At 75.1% G+C, this 22,112-nt stretch carries 25 protein-coding genes; 13 read left to right on the top strand and 12 right to left on the bottom strand.

The window, feature by feature from the left end:
- Nucleotides 1-56: 56 nt before the first annotated feature.
- Nucleotides 57-422 carry a hypothetical protein gene (locus ACWPWV_RS06910; RefSeq protein ID WP_454042193.1) on the bottom strand — a complete coding sequence of 122 codons (366 nt, stop codon included), beginning with the start codon at nucleotides 420-422 and terminating at the stop codon, nucleotides 57-59.
- Between the two features lie 183 nt (nucleotides 423-605).
- On the opposite strand from ACWPWV_RS06910, the gene ACWPWV_RS06905 reads away from it, so the two are divergent.
- From ACWPWV_RS06905 to ACWPWV_RS06880, 6 genes are all read left to right on the top strand, one after another.
- Nucleotides 606-1,262, top strand: coding sequence for a DUF4142 domain-containing protein (locus ACWPWV_RS06905; RefSeq protein ID WP_454042192.1), 657 nt, complete (start codon nucleotides 606-608; stop codon nucleotides 1,260-1,262).
- Nucleotides 1,259-1,972, top strand: coding sequence for a class F sortase (locus tag ACWPWV_RS06900; RefSeq protein WP_454042191.1), 714 nt, complete (start codon nucleotides 1,259-1,261; stop codon nucleotides 1,970-1,972). The genes ACWPWV_RS06905 and ACWPWV_RS06900 overlap by 4 nt, the downstream gene beginning before the upstream one ends.
- Before the next feature lie 85 nt (nucleotides 1,973-2,057).
- Nucleotides 2,058-3,020 carry a pentapeptide repeat-containing protein gene (locus ACWPWV_RS06895; protein WP_454042190.1) on the top strand — a complete coding sequence of 321 codons (963 nt, stop codon included), beginning with the start codon at nucleotides 2,058-2,060 and terminating at the stop codon, nucleotides 3,018-3,020.
- Between the two features lie 41 nt (nucleotides 3,021-3,061).
- The gene (locus tag ACWPWV_RS06890; protein WP_454042189.1) at nucleotides 3,062-4,036 is read left to right on the top strand and encodes a squalene cyclase; all 975 of its coding nucleotides are present in this window, start codon (nucleotides 3,062-3,064) and stop codon (nucleotides 4,034-4,036) included.
- A gap of 97 nt (nucleotides 4,037-4,133) precedes the next feature.
- Nucleotides 4,134-4,508: a PadR family transcriptional regulator gene (locus ACWPWV_RS06885; protein ID WP_454042188.1), complete on the top strand. Its 375-nt coding sequence runs from the start codon at nucleotides 4,134-4,136 to the stop codon at nucleotides 4,506-4,508.
- On the top strand, nucleotides 4,508-5,878 hold the full coding sequence (locus ACWPWV_RS06880; RefSeq protein WP_454042187.1) for a permease prefix domain 1-containing protein: 1,371 nt from the start codon (nucleotides 4,508-4,510) through the stop codon (nucleotides 5,876-5,878). Before ACWPWV_RS06885 ends, ACWPWV_RS06880 begins: the two co-directional genes overlap by 1 nt.
- Nucleotides 5,879-5,920: 42 nt before the next feature.
- Here ACWPWV_RS06880 and ACWPWV_RS06875 read toward each other — a convergent pair whose 3' ends face one another.
- The 3 genes from ACWPWV_RS06875 to ACWPWV_RS06865 form a co-directional block, all read right to left on the bottom strand.
- A complete protein-coding gene (locus ACWPWV_RS06875; RefSeq protein WP_454042827.1) occupies nucleotides 5,921-6,703 on the bottom strand; it encodes an ABC transporter ATP-binding protein in 783 nt (260 codons plus the stop codon).
- A gap of 161 nt (nucleotides 6,704-6,864) precedes the next feature.
- Nucleotides 6,865-7,968 carry a FecCD family ABC transporter permease gene (locus ACWPWV_RS06870; protein ID WP_454042186.1) on the bottom strand — a complete coding sequence of 368 codons (1,104 nt, stop codon included), beginning with the start codon at nucleotides 7,966-7,968 and terminating at the stop codon, nucleotides 6,865-6,867.
- Nucleotides 7,965-9,047, bottom strand: a complete 1,083-nt coding sequence (locus ACWPWV_RS06865) for an iron chelate uptake ABC transporter family permease subunit (protein WP_454042826.1) — start codon at nucleotides 9,045-9,047, stop codon at nucleotides 7,965-7,967. Before ACWPWV_RS06865 ends, ACWPWV_RS06870 begins: the two co-directional genes overlap by 4 nt.
- A gap of 255 nt (nucleotides 9,048-9,302) precedes the next feature.
- On the opposite strand from ACWPWV_RS06865, the gene idi reads away from it, so the two are divergent.
- Nucleotides 9,303-9,908 carry an isopentenyl-diphosphate Delta-isomerase gene (gene idi, locus ACWPWV_RS06860; protein ID WP_454042185.1) on the top strand — a complete coding sequence of 202 codons (606 nt, stop codon included), beginning with the start codon at nucleotides 9,303-9,305 and terminating at the stop codon, nucleotides 9,906-9,908.
- Here idi and ACWPWV_RS06855 read toward each other — a convergent pair.
- Genes ACWPWV_RS06855 through ACWPWV_RS06845 form a run of 3 tightly spaced genes read right to left on the bottom strand, consistent with a single transcriptional unit; the run spans nucleotide 9,905 to nucleotide 12,512 of the window.
- Nucleotides 9,905-10,684: a hypothetical protein gene (locus ACWPWV_RS06855; protein ID WP_454042184.1), complete on the bottom strand. Its 780-nt coding sequence runs from the start codon at nucleotides 10,682-10,684 to the stop codon at nucleotides 9,905-9,907. The genes idi and ACWPWV_RS06855 overlap by 4 nt on opposite strands.
- Nucleotides 10,681-11,511 carry a hypothetical protein gene (locus ACWPWV_RS06850; protein WP_454042183.1) on the bottom strand — a complete coding sequence of 277 codons (831 nt, stop codon included), beginning with the start codon at nucleotides 11,509-11,511 and terminating at the stop codon, nucleotides 10,681-10,683. Before ACWPWV_RS06850 ends, ACWPWV_RS06855 begins: the two co-directional genes overlap by 4 nt.
- Nucleotides 11,508-12,512 (bottom strand): WXG100 family type VII secretion target, encoded by a 1,005-nt coding sequence (locus ACWPWV_RS06845; protein ID WP_454042182.1) that lies wholly within the window; start codon nucleotides 12,510-12,512, stop codon nucleotides 11,508-11,510. Before ACWPWV_RS06845 ends, ACWPWV_RS06850 begins: the two co-directional genes overlap by 4 nt.
- A gap of 368 nt (nucleotides 12,513-12,880) precedes the next feature.
- Here ACWPWV_RS06845 and ACWPWV_RS06840 point away from each other — a divergent pair, with 368 nt between their 5' ends.
- A complete protein-coding gene (locus ACWPWV_RS06840) occupies nucleotides 12,881-13,507 on the top strand; it encodes a class I SAM-dependent methyltransferase (RefSeq protein WP_454042181.1) in 627 nt (208 codons plus the stop codon).
- A 351-nt stretch (nucleotides 13,508-13,858) separates the two neighbouring features.
- Here the strand turns inward: ACWPWV_RS06840 and ACWPWV_RS06835 are convergent, their stop codons facing one another.
- Both ACWPWV_RS06835 and ppk2 read right to left on the bottom strand, forming a co-directional pair.
- Nucleotides 13,859-14,764 (bottom strand): SDR family oxidoreductase, encoded by a 906-nt coding sequence (locus ACWPWV_RS06835; protein ID WP_454042180.1) that lies wholly within the window; start codon nucleotides 14,762-14,764, stop codon nucleotides 13,859-13,861.
- 48 nt (nucleotides 14,765-14,812) lie between these two features.
- Nucleotides 14,813-15,721, bottom strand: coding sequence for a polyphosphate kinase 2 (gene ppk2, locus ACWPWV_RS06830; protein ID WP_454042179.1), 909 nt, complete (start codon nucleotides 15,719-15,721; stop codon nucleotides 14,813-14,815).
- Between the two features lie 117 nt (nucleotides 15,722-15,838).
- Here ppk2 and ACWPWV_RS06825 point away from each other — a divergent pair, with 117 nt between their 5' ends.
- Nucleotides 15,839-16,420: a low molecular weight protein-tyrosine-phosphatase gene (locus ACWPWV_RS06825; RefSeq protein ID WP_454042178.1), complete on the top strand. Its 582-nt coding sequence runs from the start codon at nucleotides 15,839-15,841 to the stop codon at nucleotides 16,418-16,420.
- A gap of 43 nt (nucleotides 16,421-16,463) precedes the next feature.
- Here ACWPWV_RS06825 and ACWPWV_RS06820 read toward each other — a convergent pair whose 3' ends face one another.
- Nucleotides 16,464-16,853 carry a DoxX family protein gene (locus tag ACWPWV_RS06820; protein WP_454042177.1) on the bottom strand — a complete coding sequence of 130 codons (390 nt, stop codon included), beginning with the start codon at nucleotides 16,851-16,853 and terminating at the stop codon, nucleotides 16,464-16,466.
- Between the two features lie 72 nt (nucleotides 16,854-16,925).
- On the opposite strand from ACWPWV_RS06820, the gene ACWPWV_RS06815 reads away from it, so the two are divergent.
- Nucleotides 16,926-17,393, top strand: a complete 468-nt coding sequence (locus tag ACWPWV_RS06815) for an SRPBCC family protein (RefSeq protein WP_454042176.1) — start codon at nucleotides 16,926-16,928, stop codon at nucleotides 17,391-17,393.
- A complete protein-coding gene (locus tag ACWPWV_RS06810) occupies nucleotides 17,390-18,037 on the top strand; it encodes a TetR family transcriptional regulator (protein ID WP_454042175.1) in 648 nt (215 codons plus the stop codon). The genes ACWPWV_RS06815 and ACWPWV_RS06810 overlap by 4 nt, the downstream gene beginning before the upstream one ends.
- Before the next feature lie 40 nt (nucleotides 18,038-18,077).
- Here the strand turns inward: ACWPWV_RS06810 and ACWPWV_RS06805 are convergent, their stop codons facing one another.
- Together ACWPWV_RS06805 and ACWPWV_RS06800 are read right to left on the bottom strand one after the other, a co-directional pair.
- Nucleotides 18,078-19,280, bottom strand: coding sequence for an alpha/beta hydrolase (locus ACWPWV_RS06805; RefSeq protein WP_454042174.1), 1,203 nt, complete (start codon nucleotides 19,278-19,280; stop codon nucleotides 18,078-18,080).
- A 9-nt stretch (nucleotides 19,281-19,289) separates the two neighbouring features.
- Nucleotides 19,290-19,892: a DnaJ family domain-containing protein gene (locus ACWPWV_RS06800; RefSeq protein WP_454042173.1), complete on the bottom strand. Its 603-nt coding sequence runs from the start codon at nucleotides 19,890-19,892 to the stop codon at nucleotides 19,290-19,292.
- Nucleotides 19,893-19,977: 85 nt separating this feature from the next.
- Here ACWPWV_RS06800 and ACWPWV_RS06795 point away from each other — a divergent pair, with 85 nt between their 5' ends.
- Together ACWPWV_RS06795 and ACWPWV_RS06790 are read left to right on the top strand one after the other, a co-directional pair.
- Nucleotides 19,978-21,213 (top strand): pyridoxal phosphate-dependent aminotransferase, encoded by a 1,236-nt coding sequence (locus ACWPWV_RS06795; RefSeq protein WP_454042825.1) that lies wholly within the window; start codon nucleotides 19,978-19,980, stop codon nucleotides 21,211-21,213.
- Nucleotides 21,210-22,106: an endonuclease/exonuclease/phosphatase family protein gene (locus tag ACWPWV_RS06790; RefSeq protein ID WP_454042172.1), complete on the top strand. Its 897-nt coding sequence runs from the start codon at nucleotides 21,210-21,212 to the stop codon at nucleotides 22,104-22,106. The genes ACWPWV_RS06795 and ACWPWV_RS06790 overlap by 4 nt, the downstream gene beginning before the upstream one ends.
- The last annotated feature ends 6 nt before the right edge of the window (nucleotides 22,107-22,112 follow it).

Genomic DNA, 22,112 nt, shown 5'->3' with positions numbered 1-22,112 from the left:
TTCGTCCGGCGGCGGAGGAAGGAGCATACCGCTCGGTATGTCGAGCGGTGGCGGGATCAGCCGACGAGGTGCGAGCCCGGGACGGAGAGACGCACGACGCCGTCCTCGACGACCGCGATGTCGTCCGCGGCCGCGTACCGGCTGCTGCCGAGGAACCCCGGGCCGTCGATCCGCACGTAGCCCAGGCGCTGGAGGCGCTCGCGGTCCGCCTCGGCGATGCCGTCACCGGTCGTCACGGCGTCCATCACCGAGCCGAGGAGGTCGTCGAGACCGCCCCTGTCCTCCGGGGCGTTGTCGTCGAGGACGGCGTCGCCCGTGCGGACGTCCTCCACGGTGCCCACGTCCTCGCCGGCGCTGTCCACGACCCGCAGGCCTGGGTAGACGTCGGCGATCGGCCCCGGGTCGCTCGTCGGCACGCTCATCTGGTCTCCTCTGCTCGGCGTCGGGCACCGGTGGCCCGCCGTCCCCCCACCCTGGCGGGAGCGGCAGCGCACGCAACCCGGCGAGGACCCCTCCCCGCGTGCGTGCCGCCGGACCGCTTCTCACCATGGGACGACGGCTCGAGCAGGCGGGCCCCCGCACCCCCGCCGCACGAGGAGCACCCCATGACCCGTCTTCGTCGCACCACCGCCGTCATCGCCGCCGCCGTCGGAGCCGTCGCGCTCGCCGCCGGACCGGCCGCCGCCGCACCGTCCGAGCAGGACCAGCAGTGGATGGCCTCCGCCCACCAGGGCAACCTCGCCGAGATCGCCGCCGGCGAGGCCGCGGTCGCCCAGGCGACCACGGAGGACGTCCGCCACCACGGGCAGATGCTCATCGACGACCACACCGCGCTCGACGCCGACCTCACGGAGCTGGCGTCCGAGCTCGGCGTCACGCTGCCCGACGCGCCGACCGCCGAGCAGCAGGCCACCCTCGAGTCCGTGACGAGCCGGTCCGGCGAGGCGTTCGACACGGCGTGGGTCGAGTCGCAGATCACCGCCCACCGCCAGACGCTCGCCGCCGGCGATCAGGAGGTCGAGCAGGGCTCCGAGCAGTCGGTCAAGGACGCGGCGGCCGCCGCGGCACCCGTCGTGCAGAAGCACCTGGACGGCCTCCTCGCGACCGCGCAGGAGCTCGGCCTGCCGTCCTCCGTGCCCGCCGGCACGGGCGGTGACGCGGCCACCGGCCCGCGGGCGATCGGCCTGGCGCTCCTCGCGGTCGGCGCTGCCGGCGTCGTGGCGGCCGGCCTGGTCGTCACCCGCCGTCGGCGGACGACGTGACGCGGGCCCGTCGCCGACCCGGTCGCCGACGGGCACCGCTCGTCCTCGGAGGGGGCGGGGCGTGCGCGATCGCGGTCGGCGTCGCGCTCGTCCTGCAGCCTCCCGAGCTGCGCGTCCCGGACGCCGGCACCGGGGAGCCGGTCGTCCGGGCGGCGCCGCTGACGGTCGCGCCGTCGGCACCGCCGTCCGCTCCGGCGCCCTCGTCGGCGCCCTCGCCGGGTCCGGTGCCGCGGTCGACCCTGAGCGGGGTCGCCGTCTCGCCGCCCGTCCACCTGGACGTCCCGGCCGTCGACGTCTCGGCCGACGTCGTGCCGGCGGGCGTGCTGCCCGACGGCGCGCTCGACGTCCCGCCCGACCCGCGCGTCGTCGGGTGGTGGTCGAGCGGTGCGGTGCCGGGGGCGCCGGCGGGCACCGTCGTCCTCGCCGCGCACGTCGACGCCTCGGGCGTGGGGGCCGGACCGATGGTGCGGCTCGTCGAGGCACCGCTCGGCACCGAGGTCCGCGTCGGCACCGCCGACGGGGACGTCGCGACCTACGCGGTGGCCGAGCGCCGCTCGTACGCCAAGGCGGACGGCCTGCCGCGCGAGGTCTACCGCGCCGACGGCCCGCACCGCCTGGTGCTCGTGACGTGCGGCGGGGTGTTCGACGCCCGGACCGGGCACTACAGCGACAACGTCGTCGTCGTGGCGACCGAGGTCGCCGGGGCGTAGGGCGGCGGCGGCGCTCGGACGGTGTCACGGCCCGTCGCCGTGCGGCTCCCTCCTGGGAGGAGGGACCGTCCGGATCGAGGTCGCGATGAACATCGACGCACACCAGCTCGGGCCGGGCGCGGGAGCGCGACGACCCTGGTACGACCGCGAGCCGCCGTGGCTGGTCCGCGAGGTCCTCATGGCCCTGCTGCTCGCCGTGCTCGCGATCGCCGTGGCGGCGTTCCTCGACGACCGGCGCTCCACGCGCGAGCAGGCGCTCGACGACGCCCGGGCTCGGCGGGCGGAGCAGGTCGAGGCCGAGCGTGCGACGCAGGCGTTGCGCCTGGAGAACCTGCGGTACGTGCGTGAGCAGTCCGTGGCCGCGGACGGAGGGGACAAGCCGTTCGCGAGTCTCGACCTCGTCAGCGCGCACCTCTCCGAGCTCGACCTGTCCCGGGCGGACCTCTCGAGGGCCGCCCTGGACGACGCGGACCTCTCGGGTGCCGACCTCACCGGGGCGGGCCTCTTCGAGACCTCGTTGCCCGGGGCGAGCCTGTGGATGGCGCACGCGCAGGACGCGGACCTCACGCAGGCCGACCTGTCCGGCGCGGACCTCACGGGCGCCGACCTCACGTCCGCCGTCCTCTACGAGGCCGACCTGCACGGGGCGCAGCTGCGCTTCACCGATCTCAGCGGTGCGAACCTGACCGGCGCCGACCTGCGCGGCGCGGTGCTCCGAGGGCGCTTCCTGCCCGAGGAGCTCGAGACCGACCCGCTGGAGCAGGACCTGCTCCCGGCGGACCACGACCTCCACGACGCGAGCTTCGCCGACGCGGACCTCCGGGACGCGGACCTCCGCGGCGCCGACCTCCGGGGGGCGTGGCTCGTCGGCGCAGCGCTCGAGGGTGCGGACGTGACCGGCACGTGCTGGAACATGGACGACGACCCGGCCACGCCCTCGTTCGACGAGACCACCTGGTGGCCCGACGGCTTCGACCCGCCACCGTCGGACCCGGCCCGCTGCCGTGCGCTCCCTGCCGACTACACGCTGCCGGAGGCCGCCGGCTGACGCCCTGTCCGTCGCGGCCGCCGCTGCCTACGATCGACCTCATGGGCGACGACGACCTGACCGGTTGGCTGCTCGACGCCGACCCGGCGCTGCGCTGGCAGGTCGAGCGCGACCTGCTGCACGCGCCGTCGGACGTGTGGGAGGCCACGCGCGCCCGGGTCGCGACCGAGGGCTTCGGGGCGCGGCTGCTCGCGCACCAGGACGACGACGGGCGGTGGGCGGGCGGCGCCTACTTCCCGGGCGGCGCGGCCGCGACCGACGCGGAGGGCCGGGCGGAGGAGGGGCAGCCGTGGACGGCGACGACCTGGTCGCTCAACACGCTGCGCGAGTGGGGGCTCGACCCGGCGGTCCTGCGCGCGCGCCGCACCGCCGAGTTCCTGGCCGAGAGCTGCCGCTGGGAGTACGACGACCTGCCGTACTGGGACGGCGAGGTCGACTGGTGCATCAACGCGTTCACGCTCGCCAACGGCGCGTGGCTCGGCGCGGACGTCGAGGGCCTGCGCCGGCGCGTCCTCGACGGCCGCCAGGCCGACGGCGGCTGGAACTGCGCGTGGGTCGAGGGCGCGACCGTGTCGTCGTTCCACTCGACGCTCAACACGCTCCGCGGCCTCCTCGCGTACGAGGAGATCACGGGCCGCGACGAGGCGGTGCGTGCCGCGCGCGCCACGGGCGAGGAGTACCTGCTGCGACGCCACCTGCTCCGCCGGCTCTCCACGGGCGAGCAGGTGGGCGACTGGGTCACCCGGTTCGCCTACCCGTTCCGGTGGTACTACAGCGTGCTCCACGCGACCGACTACTTCCGGCGCGCAGCCGCCCTCGACGGGACCGCGCCCGATCCTCGCCTCGCGGAGGCCGTCGGGGTCGTGCGCGCGCGACGCCGGCCCGACGGCACGTGGCTCCAGGAGCACCGGCACCCGGGACGGGTCTGGTTCGAGGTCGACGTCCCGCCCGGTGAGCCGTCGCGGTGGCTGACCCTCTGCGCGACGCTCGTCCTCCGGTGGTGGGACGACCGCTGACGCCCTCGGCGAGTCAGGATCCCTCGGACTCCTACCCCTAGGTCTGCTAGGCTTCCAACCCCTGGCAGACCGAGGCAAGCACCCAAGGAGGCGCCCCGTGCGCATCGACAAGGACCTGGTCGCGGCGTCGGCCACCCCGCTCGTGCTCGGCATCCTCGCCGAGGGCGAGTCGTACGGGTACGCGATCCTCAAGCGGGTCGACGAGCTGTCCGACGGCCGGATGCAGTGGACCGACGGCATGCTCTACCCGCTGCTGCACCGGCTCGAGCGCCTCGGCCACGTGGAGGCGTCGTGGGGCGTGTCCGACGTCGGGCGTCGCCGCAAGCACTACGCGATCACGGCGTCGGGCCGCGAGGCGCTCGCGGAGCGCCAGGACCAGTGGGTCGTCGTCGCCGCCGCGCTCCAGCAGGTGTGGCAGGCGGCGCAGCCCGGCCCCGCGCGACCGCCCCGTCTCGCGGAGGGGTGGGCCTGATGGCGCCCGCGGCGGCCGGGCCGCACGCCGCGCCGCACGCCGAGCTGGAGGCCCAGATCGACCAGTGGCGCGGGTACGTGCGGCGGCGCGAGGCGATCTCGGCGGCGGACGTCGACGAGATGGAGGACCACCTGCGCGAGCGCGTCGAGGACCTGCGCGCGACGGGCCTCGACGACGAGGAGGCGTTCCTCGTCGCCGTGAAGCGCATGGGTGACCTCGACGCCGTCTCGCGCGAGTTCGCGCGCGAGCACTCCGACCGGCTCTGGAAGCAGCTCGTCCTCGTGCGCGAGGCGCCGGCGGACGGCGCGCGCTCGTGGCGGGAGCTCGCCGTCGTCCTGGCGCTGGCCGTGGGTGCCGGGATCGCGGTCAAGACGGCCACCTCGCTCGTCGACGACGAGTGGACGATCCTGCGCAACGTCGGTCTGCTGGTCTTCCCGTTCCTCGCCGGCTACTTCGCGTGGAAGCGCCGGCTCACGGGGCAGGTCGGGCTGATGCTGCTCGTGCCGTTCGTCGTGCTGGCCGTCGTGCTCACCGCGTACCCGTTCGTCCCGGGCGGGTCCACCGAGATCATCGCCGCGGTCCACACGCCGGTCGTGCTGTGGGCGCTCGTCGGGGTCGCGTACGTCGGCGGGCGGTGGCGCTCCGACGCGCGGCGCATGGACTTCGCGCGCTTCACGGGCGAGCTCGCCGTGTACTTCACGCTCCTCGCGCTCGGCGGCGGCGTGCTCGTCGGGCTCACGGCGGGCGTGTTCTCGCTCGCCGACGTCGACCTGGAGCCGTACCTCGAGGACTGGATCCTCCCCTTCTGCGTGCCCGGGGCGCTCGTCGTCGCGGCGTGGCTCGTCGAGGCGAAGCAGAACGTCGTCGAGAACATCGCCCCGGTCCTCACGCGCGTCTTCACGCCGCTGACGGTGGTCATGCTCGTCGCGCTGTTCGCCGTGCTCGCCACGTCGGGGAACCTCGCCGACGTCGACCGCGAGCTGCTCATCCTCATGGACGGCATCCTCGTCCTCGTCGTGTGCCTGCTGCTGTACTCCGTCTCGGCGCGCGACCCGCTCGCGCCGCCGACCCTGTTCGACGGTCTGCAGCTCGCGCTCGTCGTGGGGGCGCTCGCGGTCGACGCGATCGCGCTGACGGCCATGCTCACGCGCATCGCGGAGTTCGGCGTGAGCCCGAACAAGGCCGTCGCGCTCGGCCTGAACCTGCTGCTGCTCGTCCACCTCGTGGGGTCGGCCCTGCTCATGGTCCGGTTCCTGCGGCACCGGCCGTTCGACGCGCTCGTGCGCTGGCAGACGCGGTTCCTGCCGGTCTACGCGGTCTGGGCGGCCGCCGTCGTCCTCGTCGTCCCGCCGCTCTTCGGCTTCGTCTGAGCGAGGACCCGCACGCGGGGTCCGACCTGGCCGCGACCGTCGTCAGGCGCGGCGCGGCCGCACCTCCGGGACGACGAGCGGCGTCCCGGTGACCGGGTCGTCGATGATGCGGCACGGCAGGCCGAAGACCTCCTCGACCAGCGCCGCCGTGACGACGTCGCCCGGCGCCCCCTCCGCGACGACGGCGCCGTCCTTCATCGCGATGAGGTGCGTCGCGTAGCGGCACGCGTGGTTGAGGTCGTGCAGCACCGCGACGAGCGTGTTGCCGCGGTCGCGGTTGAGGTCCGCGCACAGCTCGAGCAGCTCGACCTGGTGCGCGATGTCGAGGAACGTCGTCGGCTCGTCGAGCAGCAGGATCGGGGTCTCCTGCGCGAGGACCATCGCGACCCACACGCGCTGGCGCTGCCCGCCGGAGAGCTCGTCGACGAGGCGCCCCGACAGCTCGGTGACGCCCGTGGCGGCCATCGCCTCGACGACCGCGGCCTCGTCCTCGCGCGACCACTGCCGCAGCAGCTTCTGGTGCGGGTACCGTCCGCGCGCCACGAGGTCCGCGACGGTGATGCCCTCGGGCGCGATCGACGTCTGCGGCAGCAGGCCCAGCCGGCGCGCGACCTCCTTCGCCGGGATCGACGAGATCGCCCGGCCGTCGAGCACGACCTCGCCCCGCGACGGCTTGAGCAGTCGCGACAGGGCCCGCAGGAGCGTCGACTTGCCGCACGCGTTCGGCCCGACGATCACCGTGAACGACCCGTCGGGGATCGTCACGTCGAGGCCCGAGGAGATGACGCGGTCGTCGTACCCGAGCGTGACCCCGTCGGCGTGCAGGCGGTCGGCCGGCGCGACGTCCCCGGCGCGCTCCGCGCCCGACGACGCGTCGCGGGGCCCGCGGACGGCGTCGCCCGGGGCGTCGGCGAGGTCGGGGGAGGTCGTGGCGCTCACGGGCGTCCTTCCACGTCGGAGGAGCGGGCGGTCGTGCGGTCGACGACTCATCGGCGGGCCTCCCGCACGAGGAGCCACACGAGGTACAGACCGCCGACGCTCACGGTGACGACGCCGACGGGGAGCTGGGTGGGCGCGAACGCGCGCTGGGCGACGAGGTCGCTCGCGGCGAGCAGGACCGCGCCCATCACGGCGGCCGGCAGGATGCGGACGCCCGCGCTGCCCGTGAGGCGTCGTGCGAGCTGGGGCGCGGCGAGCGCGACGAACGCGATGGGCCCGGCCACGGCCGTGGCGAGCGCGATGAGAGCGACGCCCACGAGGACGAGGGCCAGCCGCACCGGCTCGCGGCGCAGCCCGAGCGCGGTCGCGGCGTCGTCCCCGAGCTCGAGCATCGCCATGCGCGGCGCGAGCTGTACGAGCGGGACGGCGACGACGACGGCGACCACGGTCGCGGGGAGGGCCTGCGCCCACGTCGACCCGTTGAGCGACCCCGCGCCCCAGACGGCGGCGGCCATGGCGGTCTCGAGGTCCGCCGTGAGGACGAGCCACGTGTTGACCGACGCCAGCATCGCCGACACCGCGATGCCGACGACGACGAGCCGGAAGCCCTGGACCCCGCGGCGGTACGAGAGCGCGTAGACCACCGCCGCGGTCGCGAGCCCGCCGACCAGCGCGCCGCCCGTGACCGACGCGTAGCCGCTGCCCAGCACGGTCATGACGACGAGCGCCCCGGTGTACGCGCCCGTGCCGAACCCGATGATGTCGGGGCTGCCGAGGGGGTTGCGCGTGAGGGACTGGAAGATCGCACCGCTCGCCCCGAGGCACGCCCCGAGGACGAGCGCGAGGAGCGCGCGCGGCAGGCGCCACTCGACCACGACCATGCGCACCGGGCCGTCCTCCGCGCCCGCGAGCGCGCCGAGGACCTGCGGGACCGTCAGCGGGTAGTCACCCGTCGTCAGGGCGACGACGCCGATGCCGAGCGCCACGACGAGCAGCACGACGCACACCCCGACGGTCCGCAGGTCGAGGCGGTGGCTGAACCGGCCGCCGAACCCGCGCACGACGCGCGTCGGCCGCCCGAAGTCGACGCGCGCGCCGTCGTCCGGCGGGACCGCCGGCGGACCGCCCCGCGCACTCGCCGGGGCGCTCACAGCCCGCTCGCCTTCGTGCGGCGCACGAGCGCGATGAGCACGGGGGCGCCGACGAACGCGGTGACGACGCCGACCTGGACCTCGCCGGGGGTCGCGACGACGCGACCGACGACGTCCGAGACGAGCAGCAGGACGGCGGCGAGCACGGCGGAGTACGGGACGATCCACCGCTGGTCGGGACCGACGGTCCAGCGGGCGACGTGCGGGACCATGAGCCCGACGAACGCGATGGGCCCCGCCACGGCGGTCGCGGCGCCGCACAGGAGCGTCACCGAGATGCCGACCAGCACGCGCGTGCGCCCCACGTGCGCGCCGAGCGAGCTCGCGAGGTCGTCGCCGAGCGCGACGGCGTTGAGCGGTCGCGCGACGAGGAGCGCGAGCACCAGGCCGACGGCGACGAACGGCGCGACGGTCCCGGCCATCTCCAGGGTCCGGCCCGCGAGCGACCCCGCGCTCCAGAACCGCATGCGGTCGAACACGGCGGGGTCGAGGAGCATGACGCCCTGCGAGATCCCGCCGAGCACGGCGGCGAGCGCGACACCGGCGAGCGTGAGCCGCACCGGGGTGGCTCCCCCGCGGCCCTGCGAGCCGATCGCGTACACGGCGACCGTCGCGAGGATCGCGCCGAGGAACGCGAACCAGACGAACGACGAGATGTCGGTGACGCCCAGGACCGCGACCGCGAGCACCACCGTGAACGCGGCGCCGGCGTTCACGCCGAGGATCCCCGGGTCGGCGAGGGGGTTGCGCGTCAGCGCCTGGATGAGCGCGCCCGCGACGCCGAGCGCCGCGCCGACGAGCAGCCCGACGACCGTGCGCGGGAGCCGCAGGTCGCGCACGATGACGTGGTCGGCGGAGCCGTCGTACGCGGTGAGCGCGTCCCACACGGTGGCGGGGGGCACGGCCTTGGAGCCGACGACGAGGCTCAGGACGACCGCGACGAGCAGCGCGAGCACCGCGACGAGCAGGCCGAGCCCGCGGGCGGCGCCGGTCCGGGCGACGCCGGGCGCGGGCCGGTCGTCCGGTGCGTACGACGTCCCGTGCGCCTCGGCGGGGACCGCGCCGACCGTCGCCGCCATGCCCCGCACGCCCCCCGTGCCGACCGTGCCCCTCGGCCCGCGCGGCGCGGGGTCGCGCGGCGTGCTGGTGGCGGCGGACGAGGACATGCGGCTCTCGGGATCTGCTCGGGTCGCGGGCCGACGAGGTCGGCCCGCACCTCGCGGGGCGTTGAGGTCAGGCTCACCTTATTTCACGCCGGGGCCGTCTCGGCAAACCGCCTGGCGACAGGGTCGCGTGCCCGTCTCCACCCTGCCGAGGTGTGCGAGAGTGGCGGCATGACCCCCCACGTCCCCGTCGCCGCCGACCACGTCGTCACCGTGGACGACGAGGGTCGCCGAACCGGCACGTTCGAGCGCTCCGCCGTCCACACGAAGGAGACCCCGCTGCACCTGGCGTTCTCCTGCTACGTGGTCGACGACGACGGCCGCCTCCTGCTCACGCGCCGCGCCCTCGCGAAGCGCACGTGGCCCGGGGTGTGGACCAACTCGTTCTGCGGTCACCCGCGCTGGACGGAGACCACCGAGGAGTCGATCACCCGGCACGCGCAGCACGAGCTCGGGCTACGGGTGACCGACCTCGCGGTCGCCGTCCCCGGCTTCCGCTACCGAGCCGTCGACGCGTCGGGCGTCGTCGAGAACGAGATCTGCCCCGTCTACACCGCGCGTGCGGCGAGCGCCGTCGAGCCGAACCCCGACGAGGTCATGGAGCTCGCGTGGGCCGACCCGCGCGACGTCGTGCGCGCGGTGGGCGCGACGCCGTGGGCCTTCAGCCCGTGGATGGTCCTGCAGATCGAGGCGCTGCGCGCCGCGGTCGCCGCGGGAGCGGCGGACGACGGCCCGACGGCGCAGCTCGCCGCCGCGCTCGCCGTCCCGACCTCCTAGCGGGCGGCGGGCGCCCGGCGCACCCGCGAGCTGCGCATCGCCTCCGGGATCGCGAGCCGGTCGGCGCCGTCGGGCGACACCTCGACCGGGCGCGGCGGGAGCGCGAGCGGCTCGACGTCCTGCGCCCCGGGCACGGCGGCCGCACGCATCGCGTCGCCGAGCGCGCGGACGAGGGCCTCCTGCCGACGCGGGTCGCGCGCCGAGAACATCCACAGGTCCGCGCTCTGCGCGGTCGCGAGCGACACGGGCTCGCGGCGCGCGGCGGCACGCCGCGCGAGCACGGGGGCGACGCCGAGGAAGGTCACGCACCGGCGCGACCACAGGACGGTGCGCGAGGCGCCCGAGACGCCGCGGTCCGCGAGCAGCAGTCCCGTCGTGCGCGGGTTCGCGACGACGGCGCGCACCGTGCGCGCGTCGATCGCCGTGAACGGCAGGACGGCGGGACGCAGGAACGGCGCGAACGAGCCGACGAGGATCCCGTGGTCGAGGACCACGAGCTTCTCCGACGCGAGGAACCACAGGCCGAGGGCCGCGAGGGCGGCGAACGCCGGCAGCAGCACCGCGACGGACGACGGCGCGGCGTTGCCCACGAGCGACGGCCCCAGCGAGAAGACCAGGAGGACCAGCACGAGCACGGCCCAGGCGGGACCGTTGAGCGTCGTGGCGGACACGTGCCGGACCTCGCCGAGACCGGAGGCCGCGGCGAGGTGCCGGACCTTCGCCGTCGCACGGTCGCCCGTCGACCGGGCGGCACCCGGCCCGGGTCCGGCGGTCATCGGCCGAGCAGCTCGAGCGGGAGGCGGCGGACCGTCGCGGCGCCCACCTCGGACAGCGTGAGCGTCACGGGCGCGCCGTCGGCCCCGTGCTCCCCGCCGCGGACGACGTACACGCCGTCGGGCGTCGCGTAGACGCTCACCTGCACGAGCACGTCCGAGCCGGCGCGGACGCCCGCGAGCGTCGTGACCGCCACGGCGTCGGAGATCTCCGGGAGGGTCGCGGCCTGCGCCGTGAACTCCTCGACGGTGAAGGTCTGGGACCGCCCGTCGAGGACGGCCTTCGAGGCGGGGTCGAGGAAGACGGCGAGACGACCGGCGAGGTCGGCGAGCGGGTACACGCTGAAGGCGTGGTGCCCGCTGGGCGCGACCTCCTCCTCGAGCACGCGGTCGTCCTCGTGCAGGTACAGGTAGACCCAGTGCTTGCCGAGCGCCGTCGTGCGCTCGGCGGAGAGGATCGCGCTCGCGGTGCGGCGCAGCACGAGCGGGCCCGTGACCTCGGGCGCGGCCTCGATGCCCACCTGTGGCTCGCCGTCGGCGCCCGGCGCCGCCGCGCCGTCCGACGGGACGACGAGACCGCGCGCGAGGAGCGAGCGCAGCGCGACGCGGCCCACGAGCGCGCGGTCCGCACCCTCCTGGGCGTCCAGCCACGGGAGGGCGACGATCTGCTCGTGGTGGAGCCCGTCGAGGATCGTCACCTCCTCGTCGGTGAGCGTGACGACGTGCGTCACCTCGCCCCCCGCGGACCTGGCGAGCGTCTGCTCGGCCGCGGCGATGTCGCTCGTGGACCACCGCATCTTCTGCTCAGCCTGCTCGGTCTGCTGGGTCACGAGAAGAGCCCTCCGACGAAGTCACCGGCGGCGGACAACCCGTCGCCGACCGCGTCCCCGACGTCGGACGCGACGTCCCCGATGGTATCGACCGCGTCGCCCGCGAAGTCGGTGACGTTGTCCCACCCGGCGGCCAGGTACGGCCCGGGGTCCGACACGAAGCCCGTGATCGAGTCCCAGTTGTCGACGACGAGGTTGCCGAGCGCCCACGCGCCGGCCACGACGCCCGCCCCGACGACGATCCCGATGCCCACCGGGTTGGTGAGCATGCCGGCCATCATGAGCATGGTCCCCGCACCGCCGATGACGGACACGCCGCCCATCACCCGGTCGACGCCGCCGCGCACCCCGTCGTACTCGGAGGCGAACATCTGCTGGAAGCCGCCGATGACGCCGAACGCCCCGCCGACGCCGCCCAGGAGGCGGCCCGCCGTGCCGAGGCCGCCCAGCATGCCCATCGCGTCGTCGAGCACCATGCCGCGCGCGAACACGGACGCGCTCGCGGCCGCGTCGGACACGTCCGCGAGGCGGCTCGCCTGGAGGAAGCCGTTGAGCGCGGTGCCGACCTTCCAGCCCTTCATCCCGGCGAGCGCGAGCGACACGCCGCCCCACGCGACCTGGCCGACGTCCCAGATCGAGCCCTGGAGGCCGGGCGCTCCGCCCAGCGGGCCGCCGCCCGGACCTGTCGGCAGGCCAGGGGCAGGCACCCCGGGCGACGGGATGGAGCCGCCCTCGGTGCTCGTGTCGTGCTGCTGCTGCGCGTTGCGGAGCACCGCCTGCGACGCGTCCGCGAGCGTCTGGCTCACGCCGCGCAGGAGCGCCGTCGACGTGCCGGACCACTCGCTGCGGAACTGCGCCGCGTCGTCACCCTGCCAGCGCGTGGAGGCCTCCACCAGCGACGACACCTGCGCCGTCGTCGAGCTCAGCTGCTCCGACGCGGACTGCAGCGACTGCGCGAGACTGCGCAGCTGGTTGACGTCGGCTCCCCAGAATCCGCTCACGCGTCCGTCCTCCCTCGCCCCGCCGTGCCGGACGGCACGCGCTCCGGGAGGCTATCGCGCGGCGTCGGGACGTGGCGACGGGGAGAGGTCCCCATCCTGCGCCGTACCGAGACCGGTGCGGGGCGCGTCCCGGTCCTCCGGGCGCCTCCCAGGTGCGCGGGGCACAATCGCAGCATGTCCGCCGCGGTCCCCGAGCGCCCCGCCCCACCCTCCCGCGACGCGTCCTTCGAGGCCCACGTCGCGTGGGCGCGCTCCGTCCCGGGGGTCGGGGCCGACCTCTCCGCGGTGGAGGGCCGCGTCGTCGAGGACCCGCTCCCGTGGGACTACGCGGCGCTCGCGCGAGGCTCGTGGCGGGCGGGAGAGGGCCGGTGCTCGACCTCGGCACCGGGGGCGGGGAGGTGCTGGAGTCGCTCGGGCCGTTGCCCCCAGGGTCCGCCGCGACGGAGGGCTGGGCGCCGAACCTGCCGGTCGCGCGCCGCCGGCTCGCTCCGCTGGGCGTCGAGGTCCGCGCCGTCGAGGGTGGCGAGGACCAGGTCCTGCCGTTCTTCGACGGGCAGTTCGCCGTCGTGCTGGACCGCCACGAGGAGTTCGACCCCGACGAGGTGCGCCGCGTCCTCGCACCCGGCGGCGTGTTCCTCACGCAGCAGGTCGACACGCGGGACGGGGTCCGGCTGTGCGCGGCGCTCGGCGTCGAGCTCCCGTGGGACCCCGACTCGGTGACGGTCGACGGCGCCGTCGAGGTGCTGCGCGACGCCGGCCTCGTGGTCGACGTCGCGCGCGATCACGACGGGCTGCGCCGCTTCCGCGACCTCGGGTCCCTGCTCTGGTACCTGCGCGCCGTCGCGTGGCTCGTGCCGGAGCTCGCGAGCCTGTCCCCCGAGGCGGTCGCGCGGTTCGAGGCGCCGCTGCGCGCCCTGCACCTGCACTTCGCGGCGGGGCACGAGTTCGTCGACGAGGCGCCGCGGTTCCTCGTCGTCGCGCGCGCGCCGTCCTGAGGACGCCCGCGGGGCTGGGCGCCCGGGGCGCGGGGGCAGGAAAAGGCCCGCGGGCCGGGGATCTCTCCCCTGTCGTGCTGGACGATGGCACGACACCCGCGGGCCCCGGTGGTCGCGTGGTACTCGCTCGCCGTCGGGAACCTCCCCTCGGGAGGTCCCGCCCGGTTCACGGGCTCACCGCATCCGGTCCGTCAGTCGAATCGGCTGCGCGACGACTAGCGCGCAACCACCTCACGAGTCCGAAGAGTCTTCACTTCTCGGATCACCTCCTTTCGCGTGTACGACGACGGTACGTCCGGCCGAGCGGGTCGCGCCAGGGGTTTTCGCGCACGGAGGACAACCGCGCGCGCCTCAGGGGCGCAGGTGCGCCCACTCCTCGGGGTAGTCGTCCAGCCAGCTCGCGAACGAGTGCGCCGGCCGCTCGGTGAACCGCCGCACGGTGTCGCTGACGCGCGCGAGCTCGCCCGCGGCGATGGCCGTGTACGACGAGACCCACCCGTCGACCTCGAACGACGGGGCCCCGTAGGTCGCGCGCGACGCGTAGGCCTCCTCGACCGTCTCGGGGTGGTACGTGATCTCCCGACCGGTCGCCCGGGAGAGGAGGTCGGCGACGTCGGCGAGCGTCAGGGCCTCGGGCCCGGTGAGGTCGTAGACCGCGTCGTCGTGCCGGTGCGGGCGCTCGTCGAGGAGGACGGCGGTCGCCACGTCGGCGATGTCGTCGTGCGACACCGAGGCCACGCGCCCGTCGCCGGCCGGGCCGCGGATGACGCCGTCGTCGCCGACCATGAGCGCGAGGCCGCGGTGGTACAGGTTGTCGCGCAGGAACGTGTGCCGCAGGCCCGTGCCGCGGACGTACTGCTCGGTGTGCCAGTGGTCGCGCGCGAAGGTGAACACGGCGTCGGGCGCCGCACCGACGAACGAGACGTAGACGAGCCGCCCGACGCCCGCGACGACCGCCGCGTCGACGGCGGCGCGGTGCGTGGCGACCCGGTCGGCGTCCTCGCGCGCGGACACGAGGAACACCGTGTCGCAGCCCGTGAAGGCCCGGACCATGGCCGGCGTGTCCGTGTAGTCCGCGACGACCGCGACGTCGGACTCGGGCAGCGGGTCGTCCCCGAGGCTCGGGGCGCGCGCCGCGTCGCGCACGACGAGGCGCTGCGTCGCGCCCTCTGCGGCGAGCCGGAACGCGAGCTTGGAGCCCAGCAGCCCGCTGGCGCCGGTCACCGCGATGCGCCCGGGCCCCGCCCTGATCGTCATGCGTCCACGGTAGGTCCGTCCCTGTGCGGGTGCGCGACGAGTCGGCCGCTACTCGTCCGCCGGCTCGTTCTTCCGCCGGATGACGAGGAGCGGGTCGGGCGTCCCGACGACCTCGTGGTCCTTGCCGTCGTAGTCGAACCGGCTGAGGAAGTAGCGCATCGCGTTGATCCGTGCGCGCTTCTTGTCGTTGGACCGGATGATCGTCCACGGCGCGTACCGCTTGTCGGTGCTCCGGAACATCTCCTCCTTGGCCGCCGTGTAGTCCTCCCAGCGGTCCAGCGACGCGAGGTCCATGGGGGACAGCTTCCACCGCCGCACCGGGTCCAGCTGGCGGATCGCGAACCGCGTGCGCTGCTCCGTGCGGGACACGGAGAACCACAGCTTGGTCACGTGGATGCCGGAGTCGACGAGCATCCGCTCGAACGCGGGCGCCTGCGTCATGAAGGTCCGGTACTCCTCGTCGGAGCAGAAGCCCATCACGCGCTCGACGCCGGCGCGGTTGTACCAGGAGCGGTCGAACATGACGATCTCGCCCGCCGTCGGCAGGTGCTGGACGTAGCGCTGGAAGTACCACTGGCCGCGCTCGCGGTCGCTCGGCTTGGCGAGGGCGACCACGCGCGCGGTCCGCGGGTTGAGGTGCTCGGTGAACCGCTTGATCGTCCCGCCCTTGCCCGCCGCGTCACGTCCCTCGAAGAGGATGATCGCGCGCCGGTCGTTGTCCTCCAGCCAGTACTGGAACTTGAGCAGCTCGACCTGGAGCCGGTACTTCTCGAGCTCGTAGGCGTCCCGGTCCATGAGCGCGTCGTACGGGTACCCCTCCTGCCACGTGTAGACCGGGTTGCCCTCGGGGTCGATGAGGTCCGGGTCGGGCGTGTGCCCGTCCCGGACCGTGTAGCCCCGGTCGCGCAGGTACTCGATGTACTCCCGCAGGTCGCTCGGGGGGTTCACGACGGTCATGCAGGTCTCCTCGGTGCTCGGCGGGCTCGCCCCGCAGGTCCAACCTGCTTCCTCCGGCGCGCGGGCGCCACCGGGCGTCCCCGGGAGCGACGCGGCTGCGGCGGGCAGAATGATGGCATGTCCGAGCCGTACCGTGTCATGACCGTCTGCACCGGCAACATCTGCCGGTCGCCGATGGCCGAGATCGTGCTCCGCGACCGGTTCGAGGCGGCAGGGCTCGGCGACCGGGTCGTGGTCGACTCGACCGGGGTGAGCGACGAGGAGCGCGGGAACCCGATCGACCGCCGGGCCCGCGCGGTCCTCCTCGAGCACGGGTACGACGTCGACGGCACCCACCGGGCACGGCAGGTCCGGGCCGAGGACGTCGCGTCGCGCGACCTCGTCCTCGCGATGACGGCGCAGCACGCCCGTGCGCTGCGATGCCTCCTCGACGGTCGGCGGGGCCCCGAGCAGCGCACCGGCAGCGAGGACCTCGCGGACCGCCTGCGGATGTACCGGTCGTTCGACCCGGCCGCGCCGCTCGTCGCGCCGGGCGAGCGCGAGTCCGTCCTCGACATCGCCGACCCCTGGTACGGCGGGGCGCAGGACTTCGAGGAGTGCCTGGCCGAGGTCGAGGCCGCGGCCGACGGCATCGTCGAGCACGTGCGGGCACGGCTGGAGGCACCGCCGGCGACGGCCGCGGACGGCACGACCGGGTAGCGTGCCCGCGCTCGCGGTCGGCCGGTCGTGCGCGGTCGCGCGGTCAGGCGAAGGAGATCCAGCCGACGGCGACGCACAGGGCGAGCATGCCCGTCGCGTTGACGAAGAGGTTCCGGCCGAGGTCCCGCGCCCGGACGTGGGCGCCGACCGCCAGGAGGAAGAACACGACGAGGCCCACGTCGGCCGCCAGCGCCAGGTACGGGACCCACAGGCCCAGCAGCAGGCCGGCCGCCGCGGCGAGCTTGATCACCGGGAAGATCCACCAGAGCCGCCGCGGGAAGCCGACGTCGTCGAAGCAGTCGGCGACGAACTGCACGGGTCGGACGCACAGGAGCCCGTCGACGACCTGGACGACGGCCAGCACCACCACGGGCCACCACGGGTCAGGGAGCACGGCGAGCACCTCGTCGGGGAGGAGGGATGGGTGTACCATACGGTACACCCCGTGCCGCCGGCCGTCGCCGACCGTGGGGCACGTCACACCGCCCGCACCGGAGGTCGCCCCATGACTACCCGTCACAGCGCGCGACGGAGCGTCGACGCTCCCCTCGCCACCGTCTGGGACGTCCTCACGGACGTCGAGCGCATGCCCACCTGGACGCCGTCGATGACGAGCGTGCACCTGCTCGACGGAGACCGCCTGGCCGAGGGGGTGACGGTCGAGATCCGCCAGCCACGCCTGCCCACCATGGTGTGGACGGTCGACGAGGTCGTGCCTCGGGAGCGGTTCGGGTGGTCCACCACGCGCGGCGGCGTCGTGACGCGCGCGGACCATCGTCTCGCCCCCCGCGCGGACGGCCGGAGCACGGACGTCTGGTTCGAGATCCACCAGACCGGGCGGCTGGCCCGGCTCGTCGGCGCCCTCACCATGCGCCGGACGGCTCGCTACGTCGACCTGGAGATCGACGGTCTCCGGGAGGCCAGCGAGGCGGCCGCTGACCTGCGCCACGAGTCGTCCGGTCCGGACGCATGACGGAGGCCGGGGGCGCCGCGGACGCCGCGGTGACGGAGGCGACCGGTCCACGCCGACGCCTACTCGACGCCACGATCGAGCTCATGTCCCGCGAGGGCAGCAGCGGCTGGACCCTGCGCCGCCTGGCGGAGGCCCTCGGCACGAGCCACCGCATGGTGATCTACCACTTCGGGTCGCTCGAGGGCCTGCTCCTCGCCGTCGTCCAGGAGGTCGAGCGCCGTCAGCGCGAACGCCGGGCGAGGCTGGCGGCGGAGCACCCCGACCCCGTCGAGGCGGCACGGGCGCTGTGGCGCGAGCTCGCCGGCCCGGCGGCCGCACCGCACGAGCGGCTGTTCTTCGAGCTGTACGCGGCGGGCCTCCAGGGCAAGGGCCCGGCGGCCGACCTGCCCCAGGCCTCGGTCGAGGAGTGGCTCGAGCCCTTGGCGGCGATGTTCGCGGCGGCGACGGGGGACGGCGAGCACGCGGCCGTCGACGCGCGCCTCGGGGTCGCGGTGGTCCGAGGACTGCTCCTGGACCAGCTCGCCACCGGGGACCGCGACGCCGTGGCCGCGGCGCACGAGCGCTACCTCTCGCTCTACGCCGACCGGTTCACGGACGCCGGCCGGGCGCAGGGCGGTGCTGCGCCACGTCCGGACGCGCCGTGACCGCGCCTCTCGCCCGGTCCGCGGCGTCGTGGGCGGAGCGTCAGCGTCTGGGTTTCGAGGCGCGGCGGGTCCGGAGCCGGCGCGCCTCTCCACGCACCCGCCCGACGACGTACCCCGCGGCCCGGCCGACCGCACGGGCGCCGAGGTGCAGCGCCCGGAGGAGACGGGGGCTCGCGGACGGGTCGCCCGCGGTCGCGTCAGCGCCCGGGCTCGGGCGTCGCGGAGCGGCGTCGTCGTCCGGCGGGGGCGGGGCCGGGAGGTAGGCCGTGAGCCACTGCGCCAGGCGCCCGTACGCGAGCGCCCGCACCGGGCGGGCGGAGAGCACGACGTCGTGCAGCGCGCCGTCGATGCGCGCGATGGTCACGAGGTCGCCGAGCCGGACGGACCGCAGTGCGACGCCGTCCACGTCGAGCGCCGTGTCGGTGTGCGCCATCTCCGGGGTCCAGCGCGGTGCGAGCGTGCTGCGCGTGGACAGCAGGACGAGCACGGGCACCCCGATGCCGAGGCCGCGCGCGACCTCCTGGTGGCCGTGGAAGACGGCGGTCAGCCACGCGGGCGTCGTGCTGAAGCCGTGCTGCGGGCGCCACGCGAGGTCGTACGTCCACTCGCCGTCGAAGTCCTTGCTCACCGTCCGCGTGTAGAAGCCGAGGTCCACGTTGGGCAGCGGGCGGGTGGGGGTCAGCCGGGCGCGGGCACCGATCACGGGCTCGAGCAGCAGCCGTCCCACCTCGCGCGTCTGGAACTCGAGCCACGGGCTGTTCAGCACGACGGCCGACGCCCGCCCCGGGTGGTGCGCCGCCCACAGGCTGAGCGTCAGCCCGCCCGTGGAGTGGCCCATGAGGACGAGCCGGCGCCGGCTCGTGCGGCGGGTGCCGTGCCCGATCACGTCGAGGGCCGCCTCGAGGTCCTCGTCGTAGGTGGCGAGGTCCGTGACGTACCCGGGTGTCTGGCCCGGGCGCAGGGAGCGGCCGTACTTGCGCAGGTCGAGGGCGTGGAACCGCGCCCCGTGGGCCTCCCAGAACTCGGCGAGCTCGGTCTGGAAGAAGTAGTCGGACCAGCCGTGCACGTAGAGCACGTCGAGGTACGGCTCCGGGTCGCCGGCAGGGCGTGGGCGGGGTTCGTCGTCCGCGGCCCGACGGCGCCGCACGAGCGTGGCGACCACGTCGCCCTCGTCGTCGGGCGCGAGGGGCAGCGTGAGCTGCTCGTAGTCGTCGCCCAGGACGTCGGGCTCCCAGCCGGCCATGGACCGACCCTAGGAGCGGCGTCCTCCGGGCGCCTGCCGAGCCCGCCAGCGCGCGACCTCGGTCTCGACGTCGCGCGTCGGCGTGACGACCGGCGGGCCGCCGAGGAGCTGGCGCCGGGCGTCGACGACGCGTGCGTTGAAGTCCTCGAGGATGTCGCGGACCGCCTGCTCGTCGAGCTCCTGGTCGAGGCGGTCGTCGAGGTCCCGGTCCTCCGTCTTCAGCAGCATCGCGGGCGGCCCCAGGCCGGTGAGCTGCTCGCGCTCGATGACGCTCTTCAGCCACCAGTCCGGGTCGTGACGGCCCGTGAGGCCGGGGATGGGCTTGCCCGCGAGCGGCAGGTCGTCGAACTCGCCGCGCCGGATCGCCTGGTCGACCACCACGTCGACGTAGCGCGCACGGTCCTCGGGACGGACCCGGCGCGGCGTGCGCACGGTCTCGGCCTCGTCGGCTCCCTCGGGTCCGTCGGCTGCCTCGGCTCCCCGCGCGGGGGGCGGCGGGCCGTCGTCGTCCGTCCCCTCGACGGCCTCCCGCTCGCTGTCGCGGTCGACCCGGTACTGCGCCGCGCGGCGGACCGGGTCGTCGTCGGGCACTCGCTGTCGTCTGCTGAACACGGTGCGCCTCCTGTCGCATCGCTCGTGGCACCTCGTCCCCAGCCTAGGCAGACGTCGGCGGCATGATGGGTCCATGGCAGGGTCGATGAAGGTCTCGCGACGGTCGCACGTGCCGCCGTTCGCCGTCATGCAGGTGCTCGCGGAGGCGAACCGGCTGCGCGACGCCGGGGCGTCGGTGCTCAACCTGTGCGCGGGCGAGCCCGCGACCGGGGCGTCGGACGTCGTGCGGCGCCGCGCGATCGAGCTCCTCGAGAGCGGCGACCTCGGGTACACGGAGGCGCTCGGCGTGCCCGCGCTGCGCCGCGCCATCGCCGAGCACTACGGCCGCTGGTACGACGTCGAGGTGGACCCGGCGCGCGTCGCGGTGACGACCGGGTCGTCGGGCGGCTTCCTCCTCGCGTTCCTCGCGGCGTTCGACGTCGGAGACCGCGTCGCGCTCGCCCGCCCCGGCTATCCCGCGTACAAGAACATCCTCGCGGCGCTCGGGTGCGAGGTGGTCGAGCTCGACTGCGGGCCCGGGACGCGCTACCAGCCCACGGTGTCGCAGCTCATGGAGGCCTACTACGAAGGCGGGCTCGACGGGCTCGTGCTCGCGAGCCCCGCCAACCCGACGGGGACGATGATCCTCCCGGACGAGCTCGCGGCGGTGGCGGCGTGGTGCACGGACCACGACGTGCGCCTCGTGAGCGACGAGATCTACCACGGCATCGTGTACGACGACGGCTCCTCCTCTCGTACATCGACTCCGGTGGCTCGTGGCGGGGTGCCACGGGCGGCCCTCGGGGGCGGCTCGCCGACCGCAGCCCGGTACACGCGGGACGGCGCCGTCGTCGTCAGCTCGTTCTCCAAGTACTGGGCGATGACGGGCTGGCGGCTCGGCTGGCTCGTGCTCCCCGACGAGCTCGTCGGTCCCGTCGACGCGCTGGCCGGGAACGTGGCGCTCTCGCCGCCCGCCCTCGCGCAGCACGCGGGGGTCGCGGCCTTCTCGCCCGAGGGGTACGCGGCCGCGGAGGAGAACGTCGCACGCTACGCGGCGTCGCGCGAGCTCGTCCTGTCCCGGCTCGACGACCTCGGCTGGTCGCGCGTCGCCCCGGCGGACGGCGCGTTCTACGTCTACGCCGACGTGTCCGGCGACGGCATGGATTCCGTGACGTGGTGCGAGCGGCTCCTGGCCGAGGCGGGGGTCGCGCTGACGCCCGGCACCGACTTCGACGGCGTGAACGGGCGCGACTGGGTCCGCCTCTCCTTCGCGGCGGCGCCCACGACGGTCGCCGAGGCCGTCGAGCGAGTCGTCGCGTGGCGTGCCACCCTGCACCGGTGACGTCCCCGCCGAGCTCGACCGCGGTGCCCCCGCGCGCACCTGGCACGCTCCGCCTCGCGACCTTCAACACCCTGCACGGTGCCGCTCTCGACGGGAGCGTCGACGTCGAGTGTTTCGCGCGCGCCGTCGCGTCCCTCGACGCCGACGTCCTCGCGCTCCAGGAGGTCGAGCGCGACTCGCCACGCTCCCACCGGGCCGACCTGGTCGCCGTCGCCGCCGAGGCGCTGGGCGCTCAGCACCACCACCTGTCCCCCACGCTGCGTGGCGTGTCCGGCGCCTGGGCACCGGCGGGCCGTCCGGGTCGCGGCGCCCGGCGGGTAGCCGGTGTCGCGTCGTTCGGGATCGGGCTCGTGAGCAGGTTCCCCGTCGACCGGTGGCTGCGGCTCGAGCTCGAGCGCATGCCGTGGCGGTCCCGGGTCCGCCGTCGCGTCCGGTCCTCGGCCTCGCGGTCCTCGGGGATCGCCCGCCTGATCCCGGTGCGGGTCGTCCCGGACGAGCCGCGAGCGGCGCTCGCGGCAGCGGTGCGGACGCCGTGGGGCACGCTGAGCGTCGTCACGACCCACACGACGTCCCGGCCGGAGTTCACCGCAGACCAGTTCCGGTCCTTCGTGCGGGCGTGCGACGGGCTGCCCCGCCCGCTCGTGGTCCTGGGCGACCTCAACCTCCGGGCGCCCGAGCCCGTCGAGATCAGCGGGTGGACGCCGCTCGCCGAAGGGCTCACGCACCCCGCCGACCGCCCGGTGCGGCAGATCGACCACGTGCTCGCCGACACCGGTCGCGGCGGCCCGGTCCTTCGTCCGGTCGGTCCCGCGGTGGCCGTGGACACGGGGCTGTCGGACCATCGGGCGCTCGTCGTGGACGTCGTCGTCGACGACGGGCACGCGGCCGCCTGACGCGCC

The organism is Cellulosimicrobium sp. Marseille-Q8652 (assembly GCF_965112045.1).
This window is presented reverse-complemented; position numbering and strand designations above follow the sequence as displayed.

What these genes read in the sequence shown, in the direction of transcription:
- ppk2 (WP_454042179.1), bottom strand. Translation starts at nt 15,721, where the DNA reads ATGACCGTCGTGAACCCCCCGAGCGACCTGCGGGAGTACATCGAGTAC.
- ACWPWV_RS06865 (WP_454042826.1), bottom strand. Translation starts at nt 9,047, where the DNA reads ATGGCGGCGACGGTCGGCGCGGTCCCCGCCGAGGCGCACGGGACGTCG.
- ACWPWV_RS06910 (WP_454042193.1), bottom strand. Translation starts at nt 422, where the DNA reads ATGAGCGTGCCGACGAGCGACCCGGGGCCGATCGCCGACGTCTACCCA.
- ACWPWV_RS06810 (WP_454042175.1), top strand. Translation starts at nt 17,390, where the DNA reads ATGACGGAGGCCGGGGGCGCCGCGGACGCCGCGGTGACGGAGGCGACC.
- ACWPWV_RS06815 (WP_454042176.1), top strand. Translation starts at nt 16,926, where the DNA reads ATGACTACCCGTCACAGCGCGCGACGGAGCGTCGACGCTCCCCTCGCC.
- ACWPWV_RS06795 (WP_454042825.1), top strand. Translation starts at nt 19,978, where the DNA reads ATGAAGGTCTCGCGACGGTCGCACGTGCCGCCGTTCGCCGTCATGCAG.
- ACWPWV_RS06820 (WP_454042177.1), bottom strand. Translation starts at nt 16,853, where the DNA reads ATGGTACACCCATCCCTCCTCCCCGACGAGGTGCTCGCCGTGCTCCCT.
- ACWPWV_RS06825 (WP_454042178.1), top strand. Translation starts at nt 15,839, where the DNA reads ATGTCCGAGCCGTACCGTGTCATGACCGTCTGCACCGGCAACATCTGC.
- ACWPWV_RS06890 (WP_454042189.1), top strand. Translation starts at nt 3,062, where the DNA reads ATGGGCGACGACGACCTGACCGGTTGGCTGCTCGACGCCGACCCGGCG.
- idi (WP_454042185.1), top strand. Translation starts at nt 9,303, where the DNA reads ATGACCCCCCACGTCCCCGTCGCCGCCGACCACGTCGTCACCGTGGAC.
- ACWPWV_RS06895 (WP_454042190.1), top strand. Translation starts at nt 2,058, where the DNA reads ATGAACATCGACGCACACCAGCTCGGGCCGGGCGCGGGAGCGCGACGA.
- ACWPWV_RS06905 (WP_454042192.1), top strand. Translation starts at nt 606, where the DNA reads ATGACCCGTCTTCGTCGCACCACCGCCGTCATCGCCGCCGCCGTCGGA.
- ACWPWV_RS06855 (WP_454042184.1), bottom strand. Translation starts at nt 10,684, where the DNA reads ATGACCGCCGGACCCGGGCCGGGTGCCGCCCGGTCGACGGGCGACCGT.
- ACWPWV_RS06805 (WP_454042174.1), bottom strand. Translation starts at nt 19,280, where the DNA reads ATGGCCGGCTGGGAGCCCGACGTCCTGGGCGACGACTACGAGCAGCTC.
- ACWPWV_RS06880 (WP_454042187.1), top strand. Translation starts at nt 4,508, where the DNA reads ATGGCGCCCGCGGCGGCCGGGCCGCACGCCGCGCCGCACGCCGAGCTG.
- ACWPWV_RS06835 (WP_454042180.1), bottom strand. Translation starts at nt 14,764, where the DNA reads ATGACGATCAGGGCGGGGCCCGGGCGCATCGCGGTGACCGGCGCCAGC.